The sequence below is a fragment of the Agrococcus sp. KRD186 genome, from assembly GCF_017168255.1.
In the GTDB taxonomy this organism is placed as follows: domain Bacteria; phylum Actinomycetota; class Actinomycetes; order Actinomycetales; family Microbacteriaceae; genus Agrococcus.
The window spans coordinates 2,671,661-2,684,233 of record NZ_JABFAP010000001.1 but is presented as its reverse complement, the minus strand read 5'-3'; the positions used below and the strand labels follow the sequence as shown (position 1 = coordinate 2,684,233).

The window sequence follows — 12,573 nt, the reverse complement described above, 5'->3', positions numbered from 1 at the left end:
TGGGCGCGTCAGGGCCGCCGGAGGCGCTGCGGGTCGGGCGTGCTGATCGGATCCCAGCCGCGCTTGGGCGCCCGGGTGCCCTGCACGTCGTCGCGCGATCGGTAGACGACGTAGGGCCGGAACAGGTAGCCGACCGGTGCCGAGAACACGTGCACGAGTCGCGTGAACGGCCAGAGCGCGAAGAGCGCGAGCGCCGAGAGCACGTGCAGCTCGAACAGGATCGGCACGTTCGCCATCAGCTCCGGCTGCGGCTGGAAGCCGAAGATCGAGCGCAGCCAGGGCGAGATCGTCTCGCGGTACTGGAACCCGGAGCCGAAGACCTGGTGCACGACCGTCGCGAGGGTGCCGAAGCCGAGCGTGAGGGCGAGGAAGACGTACATCACCTTGTCCATCACGGTGGTCGCCAGGAAGACGGGGCCGACGGTGCGGCGGCGGTAGATGAGGATGGCGAGGCCCGCGAGCGTCAGCACGGCGGCGAAGCTCCCCATCACGGTCGCGCCCCAGTGGTACATCTCCTCGGTGATGCCGATCGCGTAGAGCCACTCGCGCGGGATGAACAGGCCGACGACGTGGCCGGCGAGCACCATCAGGATGCCGAGGTGGAACATCGGCGAGCCCCAGCGCAGCAGCGTGTTCTCGTAGGTCTGGCTCGAGCGGGTCGTCCACCCGAACTTGTCGTAGCGGTATCGCCAGATGTGACCGGCGATGAAGGCGATGATGCTCACGTACGGCACCGCCACCCACAGGACGATCTCGATCGCGCTCATCCGTCAGTCTCCGTTCTGGGAGTTCGCGACGAAGGGCTCCAGCCCGATGCTGAGCCCGACGGTCTCGGTCGGCGGCCCGTCGCTGACCAGCTGCCGGAAGCGCTCGCGCGTGCGCTCGTCCACCGGCGGCAGCGAGAGTGTGACGGTGCGGATGACCTGCGCCCAGGGGCTGTCCATGTCCTCGAGCGCCGCGCGCAGCAGCTCGATGCCCTCGCGGTGGGAGGTGATGACCGCGGCGGCGACGTCGGAGCCGCTGAGCGCCGAGAACTCGAGCACAGCCGGCAGGTAGTCGGGCAGCTCCTGCGCGTCGAACTGCCAGCCGGCGGCGCGGTAGGCCTCGAGGAAGGTGAGCAGCGCCATCCCGCGCCGGCGGGTGTCGCCGGTGGCGAAGTAGCTCAGATAGAGGCTGCACTTGCGCTTGAGGTCGAAGGTGAGCACGTACTGCTCCTCCCACGGCGCCTGCCCGGCCAGCTCGGCGGCATCCATGAAGCCATCGAGCGGCTCGGCGATCGGCGCCGGCAGGCCCTCGAGGTGCACGCGCAGCGACGGGAGCCGGTCGAACCACGCCGCATCCGGGTAGTCGAGCAGCAGCGAGGCCAGCATGTGCGTGCGCGCACGCTGGTCGGCCTTCAGTCGCAGCGGCGGCAGCTCACCCGGCAGTCGCGGCCGCCGGGTGGGCATCGGGAGGATGGTCCTCACACGTCCTTCCCCTTGTTCCGCTTGCCGGTGCTCTGCACGGGGCCCATGTCGCCCTGCGGCACGTCCTTGTCCTTCGGCGGGAAGAGCCCGCGCGGGGTGCCGTTGCCATCCCAGTTGAGCAGGTTGACCCGTCCGGGGCTCGATGGCCGGTCGGCGGTCTGCCGCGCCTCGAGCGACTGGAAGTTCTCGACCGCGACCGGCACGCTCTGACCGCTGGACGACCCGAACGGCCCGGCCCCGCCCATCCCCGGTCCGTCCTCGAAGTCGAGCGAGCAGCCCATCTCCTCGAGGTCGTGCGCCTGCTCGGCGTGCGCGCTCGGGATGACGTAGCGCTCCTCGTACTTCGCGATGGCGAGCAGCCGGTACATCTCCTGCAGGTCCTCCCCGGGCATGCCGACCGCGCGTGCGATGCGCTCGTCGCCCTCCCCGTCGAGGTTGACCCCGCGCATGTACGAGCGCATCGCCGCCATGCGGCGCAGCGCCAGGTCGACGGGATCGGGGTCACCGGCCGAGAACATCTCCGCCAGGTAGGCGATCGGGATGCGCAGCTTCTCGATCGCCGCGAACAGCGTGCGGGCGTCCTCGCCGTCGGCGCCGGAGCCGGAGATCACGTCGACGACCGGCGAGAGCGGCGGGATGTACCAGACCATCGGCATGGTGCGGTACTCGGGGTGCAGCGGCAGCGCCACCTCGTACTGCTGGATGAGCTTCCAGATCGGGCTGCGCTGGGCGGCGTCGATCCAGTCCTCCTGGATGCCGTCCTTGCGCGCCTGCTCGATCACGGCCGGGTCGTTCGGGTCGAGCAGGATGCTGCGCTGCGCGGCCAGCAGGGCGTGCTCGTCCTCGACGCTGGCGGCCTCGGCGACCAGGTCGGCATCGTAGAGCACCAGCCCGATGTAGCGCAGCCGCCCGACGCAGGTCTCGGCGCACACGGTCGGCAGCCCCACCTCGATGCGCGGGTAGCACATCGTGCACTTCTCGGCCTTGCCGGTGCGGTGATTGAAGTAGACCTTCTTGTACGGGCAGCCGGAGACGCACATGCGCCAGCCGCGGCACTGGTCCTGGTCGACCAGCACGATGCCGTCCTCGGCCCGCTTGTACATCGCGCCAGAGGGGCATGACGCGACGCACGAGGGGTTGAGGCAGTGCTCGCAGATGCGCGGCAGGTAGAACATGAACGCCTTCGAGAACTCCGCCTCGACGCTCTCGCTCATCTTCTGCAGGATCGGGTCGTCCTGCATCGTCTCGAGGGAGCCGCCCAGGTTGTCGTCCCAGTTCGCCGACCAGGAGATCTTGGTGTCCTCGCCGGTGAGCAGGCTGCGCGGCTTCGCCACCGGGATCTGGTCGCCGGCGGGCGCGTTGAGCAGCATGTCGTAGTCGTAGGTCCACGGCTCGTAGTAGTCGTGGATCTCGGGCAGCTTCGGGTTCGAGAAGATGTGCGCGAGCTTCCAGAGCCGGCCGCCGTCCTTGAGCTTCAGGTTGCCGCGCTTGGTGCGCTTCCAGCCGCCGCGCCACTTCTCCTGATCCTCGTAGGTGCGGGGATAGCCGACGCCGGGCCGCGTCTCGACGTTGTTGAACCAGACGTACTCGACACCGGTGCGGTTCGTCCATGCCTGCTTGCACGTGACGGAGCAGGTGTGGCATCCGATGCACTTGTCGAGGTTCATCACCATCGATATCTGTGCCATGACCTTCATCAGTACTCGACCTCCTGGCTTCGGCGTCGGATCGTCGTGACCTCATCGCGCTGGTTCCCGGTGGGTCCCAGGTAGTTGAACGCCCACGCGAGCTGCGCGTAGCCGCCGATGAGGTGGCTGGGCTTGAGCAGGATGCGGGTGAGCGAATTGTGGATGCCGCCGCGCTTGCCGCTCGTCTCGGCGATCGGCACATCGATCGTGCGGTCCTTCGCGTGGTACATGAACACCGTGCCCTCCGGCATGCGGTGGGAGACGATCGCGCGCGCGACGACCACGCCGTTGCGGTTGTACGACTCGATCCAGTCGTTGTCGCGCACCCCGACCTTGCCGGCATCCTGCGGGCTCATCCAGATCGTCGGGCCGCCGCGCGAGAGCGACAGCATGAACAGGTTGTCCTGGTACTCGGAGTGGATCGACCACTTGGAGTGCGGCGTCAGGTAGCGCACCGCCACCTCGGCCTGCCCGGCGCCGGGCCCGGTCGCCTCGCCGACGTGACCGATCTTGGCATCGCCGAAGAGCCGGTGCATGTCGAGCGGCGGGCGGTAGATGGGCAGGTTCTCGCCCAGCTCCTCCATCCAGTCGTGGTCGAGGTAGAAGTGCTGGCGGCCGGTGAGCGTGTGCCAGGGCTTCAGGTGCTCGACGTTGATCGCGAAGGCCGTGTAGCGGCGGCCGCCGTGCTCCGAGCCGGACCACTCGGGGCTCGTGATGACGCTGCGCGGCTGCTGCTGCACGTCGGCGAAGGTGATGCGGGAGCCCTCGTGATCCTCAGCGAGGTGCGCGATGCGCTGCCCGGTGCGCTGCTCGAGCTGCCGGAAGCCCTGCACCGCGAGCCTGCCGTTGCTGGTGCCCGAGAAGGCCAGGATCATCTCGCACGCGCGCTTGTCGCTGTCGAGCCGCACACGACCGGCCACCCGTCCGGACGGGTGGACGCCGTTGCTGTGGCCCAGCGCCTCGATCTCCTCATCCGGCCGGTAGGTGATCGCCTTGGTCGTCATGCCGAGCTGCTCGGTGAGCGGGCCGAGGCTGCGCCATCGGTCGTACAGCGCCGGGTAGTCGCGCTCGACCACGATGAGCTTCGGCATCGTCACCCCCGGCACGAGCGGGGCGCCCTCGGGCACCCGGCCGTGCGGGGTGGCCATGACGTCGGGAGTGTCGTGCTGCAGCGGGGCGGCGACCACGTCGCGCCGCACGCCCAGGTGCCCCTCGCAGAGCTCGCTGAAGCGCTTGGCGAGCTCGCCGAAGAGGTCGAAGTCGGTCTTCGTCTGCCACGGCGGGTTGATGGCCGGGTTGAACGAGTGGATGAACGGATGCATGTCGGTCGACGACAGGTCGTACTTCTCGTACCAGGTCGCCGCGGGGAAGACGAGGTCGCTGAACAGCGTCGTCGAGGTCATGCGGAAGTCGGCCGTCATGAGCAGGTCGAGCTTGCCGCTGGCGGCCTCCTCGCGCCAGACCATGTCGCGCGGCCGCTCCCCCGGCCCCGACTCCTCTGCGCGCACCGCCGCGTCGGTGCCGAGCAGGTGCTTGAGGAAGTACTCGTTGCCCTTGCCGGAGGAGCCCAGCACATTGGCGCGCCACATGGAGATCACGCGCGGGAAGTTCTCGGGTGCGCCGGGATCCTCCACCGCGTAGTGCAGCGAGCCGTCGGTGAGCGAGTCGACGATGTGCTGCGCGGGCTCCTTGCCGGCCGCCTCCGCCTCGTCGCACAGGTCGAGCGGGTTGCGCGAGAAGGTCGGGAAGCTCGGCATCCAGCCCCGCTTGGTCGACTCCACCAGGCAGTCGGCGGTGGTGCGGCCCGCGAAGGTGCCGCGCGCCAGCGGCGAGGCGAGCTGGTCGGCCGGCAGCCCGTCGTAGCGCCACTGCTCCGAGGCGAGGTACCAGAAGGCGGTGCCGATCGCCAGCCGCGCGGGCCGGTTCCAGTCGGCGGCGGTGGCGTACTGCGAGTAGCCGGTGAGCGGGCGCACCTTCTCCTGCCCGACGTAGTGCGCCCATCCGCCCCCGTTGACGCCCTGGCAGCCGGTCATCGTCGTCAGCGCCAGGAACGTGCGGTAGATCGTGTCGGAGTGGAACCAGTGGTTCGTGCCGGCGCCCATCAGGATCATGGAGCGGCCGCCGGACTGCTCGGCGTTGTCGGCGAACTCGCGGCCGATGCGGATGACCTGCTCGGCCGGCACCGAGGTGAGCTCCTGCTGCCACGCGGGCGTGCCGGGCGCCTCGGCGTCGTCGTAGCCGCTCGGCCAGCTGCCCGGCAGCCCCGCGCGGGCCACCCCGTACTGCGCCAGCATCAGGTCGAACACGGTGGTGACGGTGCGCCCGGCGACCTCCATCGTCGGCACGCCGCGCAGCAGCACGCCGGAGCCGCCCGCGTGCTCCTGCCCGGGCTCGGGGGCCAGGTCGAAGCGGGGCAGTGCGATCTCAGCGGATGCGCCGTCCCAGTCGGGCACGTCGGCGACCGACAGGGGCGGCACGGTCGTACCCAGGTCGAGGTTCCACCTGCCCTCGTCCTCGGGCGTGAATCGGTGCCCGAGCGAGCCGTTCGGCACCACCGGCGAGCCCTGCTGGTCGAGCAGCACGGTCTTGAAGTCGGCTCGTGGTGCCGCTGCCGCCTCGCCGCCGAGGTCGCTCGCGGTGACGAACTTGCCGGGCACCAGCTGCTCGCCGCGCTGCTCGAGCGCGACCAGGTACGGCGCGTCAGAGTAGCGCCGCAGGTAGTCGACGAAGCGCTCGGTCTGCCGATCGACCAGGAACTCCTTCAGGATCACGTGCCCCATCGCGAACGCCAGCGCGCCGTCCGTGCCGGGGTGCGGCGCCACCCACTCGTCGGCGAACTTCGTGTTGTCGGTGTAGTCGGGCGAGACGGTGATGACCTTCTGGCCGCGGTAGCGCGCCTCGGTCATGAAGTGCGCATCCGGCGTGCGCGTCACCGGCACGTTCGAGCCCCACATCATCAGGTAGCTGGAGTTCCACCAGTCGGCCGACTCGGGCACGTCGGTCTGGTCGCCGAACACCTGCGGGCTGGCCACCGGCAGGTCGGCGTACCAGTCGTAGAAGGAGAGCATCGAGCCGCCGATCAGGCTCATGAAGCGCGAGCCTGCCCCGTGCGAGACCATCGACATCGCCGGGATGGGCGAGAAGCCCGCGATGCGATCGGGGCCGTAGCGCTTGATGGTGTGCACGTGCGCGGCCGCCGCGATCTCGAGCGCCTCGTCCCACGTGGTGCGCACCAGGCCGCCCTTGCCGCGGGCGCGCTTGTACGCCCGCGAGATCTCCGGGTCGTCGACGACGGATGCCCAGGCCTCGACCGGGTCGCCGTGCTGGGCCTTGGCCGCGCGGTAGTGGCGGGCGAGCGTCTCGCGGATGTACGGGTAGCGCACCCGGGTCGGCGAGTAGGTGTACCAGCTGAAGGCGGCGCCGCGGGGGCACCCGCGGGGCTCGTACTCGGGCGAGTCGGGGCCGACGCTCGGGTAGTCGGTCTGCTGGGCCTCCCAGGTGATGATGCCGTCCTTGACGTACACTTTCCACGAGCACGAGCCGGTGCAGTTGACGCCGTGCGTGGAGCGCACCACCTTGTCGTGCGACCAGCGGTCGCGGTAGAAGACGTCGCCCTCGCGACCGCCCTTCAGGAACAGCGCCCGCAGATCCTCCGACACATCGCCGCGGCGCACGAAGCGCGACATGCCCACCAGTGCCTCGGCGAGCGGCCCGTCGGTGGCCGGCGCGGTGCGGCGGCGTGGCTCGGTCTGTGTCATGACGTCGCTCCTGTGCAGTGCAGCGCTGCGCGCCGCCGTCGCGAGCAGATGGCGATCCGCAGCCTCGAGAGGGCGAGGCGCGTGTCCCGCGTCGCATCGCGCTCTGAGTCCCAATCAGACATGGTCGCCGTGAACCGAGATTCCGTCGCTGCCCGCATCGCTGCCCTTCCGCTCCATCGCCGAATTGGCTCCAGCCTGGCCGAACCGAGCAGGGCTTGCAAGGGTCGGGCAGAGAACGAGGAAGACTTCCGGTCACGGATGCGGTGGCCGGGCTACGCTCGGAGCATGGATGCGAGGGGCACGGTGTGACCGGAGTGCCGGTGACGATCAGCAGCCGCACGGCGGTGGCGCTGGCGAGCCCGCCCGCCCCCGCGGAGTCGAGCCGGATCGCATCCGGACCGCTCGTCGACCGCTTCGGCCGCGTGCATCGCGACCTGCGCATCTCGCTCACCGACCGCTGCTCGCTGCGCTGCACCTACTGCATGCCGGAGCAGGGCAACGAGTGGCTCGCGCGCACCAGCATCCTCACGGTCGACGAGATCGTGCGCATCGCCGGCGTCGCCGCAGCGGCCGGCATCTCGACCTTCCGGCTCACGGGCGGCGAGCCGCTGCTGCGGCGGGACATCGTCGACGTCGTGCGCCGCCTGGCGGCGCTGCGCGGCCCCGACGGCACGCCGGTCGAGCTCGCGATGACGACCAACGGCATCCGTCTGCCGGAGCTGCTGCCAGAGCTCGTCGACGCGGGGCTCGCGCGGCTGAACATCTCGATCGACACGCTGCGCCGCGACCGCTTCGCCGAGCTCACCCGCCGTGATCGGCTCGACGACGTGCTCGCCGGCATCCGCGCGGCGCAGGCGGCCGGGCTGCGGCCGCTGAAGCTCAACGCGGTGGCGATGCGCGGGGTGAACGACGACGAGCTGGTCGAGCTGGTCGAGTTCGCGATGGCGCACGACGCGCAGATGCGCTTCATCGAGCAGATGCCGCTCGACGCCGGGCACACCTGGGATCGCGCGCAGATGGTCACGCGCGACGAGATGCTCGACACGCTCGGCCGGCGCTTCGCCCTCACGCCGGTGCCGGGCCGCGGCGGGGCGCCGGCGGAGCGCTGGGAGATCGATGGCGGCCCGCACACGGTCGGCGTGATCGCCTCGGTGACCGCACCGTTCTGCGGCGCATGCGACCGCATGCGGCTGACCGCCGACGGCCAGTTCCGCAACTGCCTGTTCTCGAACCAGGAGTACGACCTGCTGCCGGTGCTGCGCGAGGGTGCCGGCGGCGGCACGGACGGCGCGGTCGACGACGTGCTGCGCTCGTGCATCGCCGGCAAGCTGCCCGGCCACGCGATCAATGACCCGTCGTTCCTGCAGCCCGCGCGCGGCATGAACGCGATCGGCGGCTGAGCGCGCCGCTTCAGGGCTCGATCGGCGGATCCGGGTAGCGCGCGAGCGCCATCTCCACGGCGGAGCGCACGACGCCGCCGAGCACGCGAGCGGGGCGCTCCACGCCGATCTCATGCAGCTGCCGCATGGCCTGCGCGACGATCCCGTCTGCGAAGTCGCGCGCCGTCGCGACCGCCTCCGCGTAGGCCGGGCGGTCGGCCTCGTCGACCACCATCGGCTCAGCGCCCATCTCGACGGCGAGCGCCTGGCCGATCGGCAGCACCGGGCCGGGCGCGGTGACCGCGACCACCGTCTCGAGCAGCCGGCTCAGGTCGAGCGTGGTGCCGGTGAAGGTCATCGCCGGGTGCAGGGCGATGGGGATGGCGCCGCGCTCGTACGCCGGCCGCAGCACCTCGATCCCGTGCTCGGCGGCCGTGTGCACGACCAGCTGGCCGGGCTGCCAGGCGCCCGTGGCCGCGAGGCCGGCGACCAGCTCGGCCAGCTCCTCCGTGGGCACGGTGAGCAGCACGAGCTCGCTGCGCTCGACGAGCGTGGGCACGTCGAGGATCTGCACGCCCGGCAGCACGGCCTCCGCGCGCTCGACCGCGTCGGCGCCGGTCGCGTTGATGCCGACGATCGCATGGCCGGCGCCCGCGAGCGCGGCGCCGAGCACCGGTCCGACCCTGCCGGCGCCGATGATGCCGACGCCGAGCCTGCCGGGCTTCACTGCTCGTCGCGCGGCCGCTGCCAGCGCTCGTCCGCTGCTGGCGGCTGCCACGATGCGTCGGTCGCGGGTCGCTGCCACTGCTGCGGCGGCTGTGCTGGCGGCTGCCACTGCTGCGGCGGCTGTGCTGGCGGCTGCCATTGCTGCGGCGGCTGCGGGGCGGGCCGGTGCAATTGCGGCGCGTGCTGCGGCGCGTGCTGCCACTGCGGCGGCTCCTGCTGCCACTGCGGCCGCCCGGGGTGCGGTGCCGGCATCAGCCCGTCCTGCACCGCGGGCGCGGTCTCGAGCACCGCGTTGCGCGACAGTGACGCTGCCCACGACTCCGACGCATCCGTGTCGATGGCGACCTTCACGGTGCGCATCGCGTGCTCGAAGAGCGTCGCGGCATCCTGCTGGTCGAGCGCGCCGATCGAGGGCGAGAGCACCGACCCCGGCACGTGGAACTGCACGCGGGCGAGCCGGGCCAGCCCGTAGATCGGGCCCTGCTGCATCGCGACGGACTGCACGCGGGCGCCCGGCACCAGCTGCAGCGATCGCCAGATGCGGCCGTGCCGCAGCAGGAAGGCCGCGGGGTGCACGTGGAAGCCATTGCGGCGCACGCTGAACCAGCGGAAGGCGCGAGCACGCGGCGGGCTGACGACGTAGGCGTCGGGCGCCTGCCCGAACAGGCCCTGGTCGACCAGCGGCGAGTGCGCGAGCTCGGGCAGCAGGAGCCCGATCACCGTGCGCACATCGCGCAGGTCGCCGACCGGCAGCAGGAAGTTCGCCATCTGCTGGCTCTGGCCGCTCGAGCCTGATCCGTCGCTCGACGTCTTGCCGGCGCGCGTGAACGTCACCTGCCACCAGCCGAACGGCCGCCAGAGCAGCGGCTGCTTGACCTGCAGCGCGAAGATGCGGCCCGGCGGCAGGATCTCGGTGGTGGTGGATGCGAGGCCGTAGGCGAGCCGGATGCCATCGGGTGTGGCCGCGATCGAGTAGCGCAGCTTCGCGCCCAGCGAGCGCATGCCGGCGGCGAAGAACGCGATCGCTGCGGGCACCATCGAGAACAGCACCCACCACTGCTGGAAGACGAACGTCACCACCAGCGTGCCGACCAGGTAGAGCACCGCCCAGACGATCCAGCCGTCGAGCACGGAGGAGGCGATGATGCGGCCGACGGGGATGCGCACCAGGGAGCCGGGCGCGACCCGCGAGAGCTCGGCGTCGGGGTGCAGGAACTCGTTGACGACGCCACCTGCGGCCGTCTGCCGCTCGGCGGCGAGGCGCTGCGCATCGGCCGTTGAGCGCCCCGACGCGCGGTTGAGGATCTCGTACCGCAGCGCATCCGCGACCGAGGAGCTCAGGTAGTTCAGGTCGACGTTGGAGTCGTTGCCGGCCTGCTGGATCTCGAACTTGCAGGCGCCCAGCAGGCGCGCGAACCACGGCTTCTGGATGTTGATGCCCTGGATGCGTGCGAGCGGCGCGCGGCGGTGCTTCTTGACGAAGATGCCCTGCTGCACCTCGACCGCGTCGCCGGTGATGCGGAAGCGGTGCACGCGCCAGCCGATCCAGAACAGCAGCATCAGCAGCAGGACGAGGCCGATCATGCCGAGGATGACCCACAGCAGCTGGGTGACGATGAAGTCGCTGAACGGGTCCTCGTCGAAGTCGCTGCCGAACTCATCCGGCACGAACAGCACGATCAGGCGGTCGCGGAACACCGAGAACAGGATGCCGACGAAGATGATCAGCGCCAGCCCGCCGCGCAGCAGCGGCGAGGCGGGGTGGAGCTGGTGCCACTCGCCGTCGACGAGCTCGGCCGCCTTCGCACGGGCATCCTGCGGCTGGCTCGGCTGCGGCGGCGTGCCCTGCGGCGACATGCCCTGCGGCGGCATGCCCTGCCAGGGCCCGCCCGGGGGCGGCCCCTGGGGATGGCGCGGGTCGGTCACAGGCCGGCTCGTCGCGATTCGGAGACGGCGACCAGGTGATCGCGCAGCTGCTCGGCCGTGTCGCCGGGCATCCCGGGGATGGTGATCGCGCTGGTCGCGGCCGCCGTGACGAACTTGAGCGACTTGAGCCCGAACATCCGCTCGACCGGCCCCTGAGTGATGTCGACCACCTGCATGCGGCCGTACGGCACCGCGACGAAGCGGCGGAACAGCATGCCGCGCCGCACGAGCAGGTCGTCGTCGCGCTGCAGGTAGCCGATCGTGCGGGTGCGCAGGACGGAGAAGACCACGCCGATCACGATCAGCAGGATCGCCGCTGCCAGCGGCAGCCAGCCCCACCAGGGCATGTCGCCATCGTTGACGATCCAGATCGGCACGGTCGCGGCGACGCCGACGATCAGCCACCAGATCACGGTGCTCACCGCTTCGACGCTCGCGTACCGCATGCTGATGCGCTGCCATGCGCCGGTGACGTCGATGCGCTCTGCCACGGTTCCTCCTCGTGCGGTCGGGCTGGTGCGGTCGGGGCATGCTCGGTCGCTCGCCGAGTCGAACTCCGCTGCCCGACCGCGGTCGCATCCAGGCTAGTGCGAGGCGACTGAATGCCGGTTCTGCGATACTGCCTCGGTGACGGCAGAGACCAAGAAGCAGAAGCACGTCGGCCGCTGGGTCGCCGTGAGCATCGTCGGCGTGATCGTGCTGGCGCTGCTGGCCGTGATCGGCTGGTACTTCCTGCGCATCAATCCCTCGGTGCAGCAGGTCGAGACCATCGAGACCGCCTTCCCCGAGGAGTCGCTGCGGCCGGAGGCCGACGAGGGGCCGTCGCAGCCGGTGAACGTGCTGCTGCTGGGCAGCGACTCGCGCGCGGAGGACGGCTCGCTGCTGACCGGCCTCGGCGACCGCGCCGACACCATCCTGGTCGCGCACATCCCGCCGGATCGCGAGACGGTGCAGATCATGTCGATCATGCGCGACTCGTGGGTCGAGATCCCCGGGCAGGGTGTCTCCAAGGTGAACTCGGCGCTCGCCTACGGCGGCGTGCCGCTGATGGTGCAGACGGTCGAGGAGCTCATCGACCAGCGCATCGACCACGTCGCGATCATCGACTTCGACGGCTTCGAGGGGCTCACCGAGGCGCTCGGCGGCGTGACCGTCGACAACGAGATGGCCTTCTCGACCGGCGGCTACGACTTCCCGCAGGGCGAGATCACGCTGCAGGGCGAGGAGGCGCTCATCTACGTGCGCGCCCGCTATCCCTTCAGCGACGGCGACTACCAGCGCGTCACCAACCAGCGCGCGTTCCTGCGCGGCATGATGTCGCAGCTGATGACGCGCGAGAACCTGACGAACCCGAATCGGGCGGCCGACATCTTCGCGACCGTATCGCCCTACATGGCGACCACCGACACCTTCGACCTGGGCACCGTGGTCTCGCTCGCACCGCAGCTGGCCGGCATCGACAACTCCCGGATCCAGACCTTCACGATGCCGACGCTCGGCACCGGGATGGAGGGCTCGGAGTCGGTCGTCTACGTCAACGAGGAGGGGCTCGCGCAGGTGCAGGAGGCCTTCGACCAGGAGTCGATGACCGATTTCACGCCACCGGCCGAGCAGTAGCCCGCCGGGCAGG

At 70.6% G+C, this 12,573-nt stretch carries 9 protein-coding genes; 2 read left to right on the top strand and 7 right to left on the bottom strand.

The genetic code is table 11. The features are described 5' to 3' along the window. Positions 1-8: 8 nt before the first annotated feature. From narI to J1M46_RS13155, 4 genes are read right to left on the bottom strand one after another with little or no spacing between them, the layout of a single operon-like run. Positions 9-767, bottom strand: a complete 759-nt coding sequence (narI, locus tag J1M46_RS13170; protein WP_206448214.1) for a respiratory nitrate reductase subunit gamma — start codon at positions 765-767, stop codon at positions 9-11. Positions 768-770: 3 nt separating this feature from the next. Next, positions 771-1,466 (bottom strand): nitrate reductase molybdenum cofactor assembly chaperone, encoded by a 696-nt coding sequence (gene narJ, locus J1M46_RS13165; RefSeq protein WP_342384379.1) that lies wholly within the window; start codon positions 1,464-1,466, stop codon positions 771-773. Then, positions 1,463-3,163, bottom strand: coding sequence for a nitrate reductase subunit beta (narH, locus tag J1M46_RS13160; RefSeq protein WP_206448213.1), 1,701 nt, complete (start codon positions 3,161-3,163; stop codon positions 1,463-1,465). Before narH ends, narJ begins: the two co-directional genes overlap by 4 nt. Next, the gene (locus J1M46_RS13155) at positions 3,163-6,912 is read right to left on the bottom strand and encodes a nitrate reductase subunit alpha (protein WP_206448212.1); all 3,750 of its coding nucleotides are present in this window, start codon (positions 6,910-6,912) and stop codon (positions 3,163-3,165) included. The genes narH and J1M46_RS13155 overlap by 1 nt, the downstream gene beginning before the upstream one ends. A gap of 305 nt (positions 6,913-7,217) precedes the next feature. Here J1M46_RS13155 and moaA point away from each other — a divergent pair, with 305 nt between their 5' ends. Beyond that, positions 7,218-8,312 (top strand): GTP 3',8-cyclase MoaA, encoded by a 1,095-nt coding sequence (gene moaA, locus J1M46_RS13150; protein WP_206448211.1) that lies wholly within the window; start codon positions 7,218-7,220, stop codon positions 8,310-8,312. Positions 8,313-8,322: 10 nt separating this feature from the next. Here the strand turns inward: moaA and J1M46_RS13145 are convergent, their stop codons facing one another. From J1M46_RS13145 to J1M46_RS13135, 3 genes are read right to left on the bottom strand one after another with little or no spacing between them, the layout of a single operon-like run. After that, on the bottom strand, positions 8,323-9,018 hold the full coding sequence (locus tag J1M46_RS13145; protein ID WP_206448767.1) for a DUF2520 domain-containing protein: 696 nt from the start codon (positions 9,016-9,018) through the stop codon (positions 8,323-8,325). After that, the gene (locus J1M46_RS13140; RefSeq protein ID WP_206448210.1) at positions 9,015-10,943 is read right to left on the bottom strand and encodes a PH domain-containing protein; all 1,929 of its coding nucleotides are present in this window, start codon (positions 10,941-10,943) and stop codon (positions 9,015-9,017) included. The genes J1M46_RS13145 and J1M46_RS13140 overlap by 4 nt, the downstream gene beginning before the upstream one ends. Then, complete coding sequence (locus J1M46_RS13135) at positions 10,940-11,434, bottom strand: PH domain-containing protein (RefSeq protein ID WP_206448209.1); 495 nt, start codon at positions 11,432-11,434, stop codon at positions 10,940-10,942. Before J1M46_RS13135 ends, J1M46_RS13140 begins: the two co-directional genes overlap by 4 nt. 136 nt (positions 11,435-11,570) lie before the next feature. Between J1M46_RS13135 and J1M46_RS13130 the strand changes: the two genes are divergently transcribed. Continuing rightward, a complete protein-coding gene (locus tag J1M46_RS13130) occupies positions 11,571-12,560 on the top strand; it encodes an LCP family glycopolymer transferase (RefSeq protein ID WP_206448208.1) in 990 nt (329 codons plus the stop codon). Positions 12,561-12,573 lie beyond the last annotated feature (13 nt).

Bases quoted from the DNA above. Each gene is read 5' to 3' on its own strand.
- J1M46_RS13155 (WP_206448212.1), bottom strand. From the start codon at position 6,912: ATGACACAGACCGAGCCACGCCGCCGCACCGCGCCGGCCACCGACGGG.
- narI (WP_206448214.1), bottom strand. From the start codon at position 767: ATGAGCGCGATCGAGATCGTCCTGTGGGTGGCGGTGCCGTACGTGAGC.
- narH (WP_206448213.1), bottom strand. From the start codon at position 3,163: ATGAAGGTCATGGCACAGATATCGATGGTGATGAACCTCGACAAGTGC.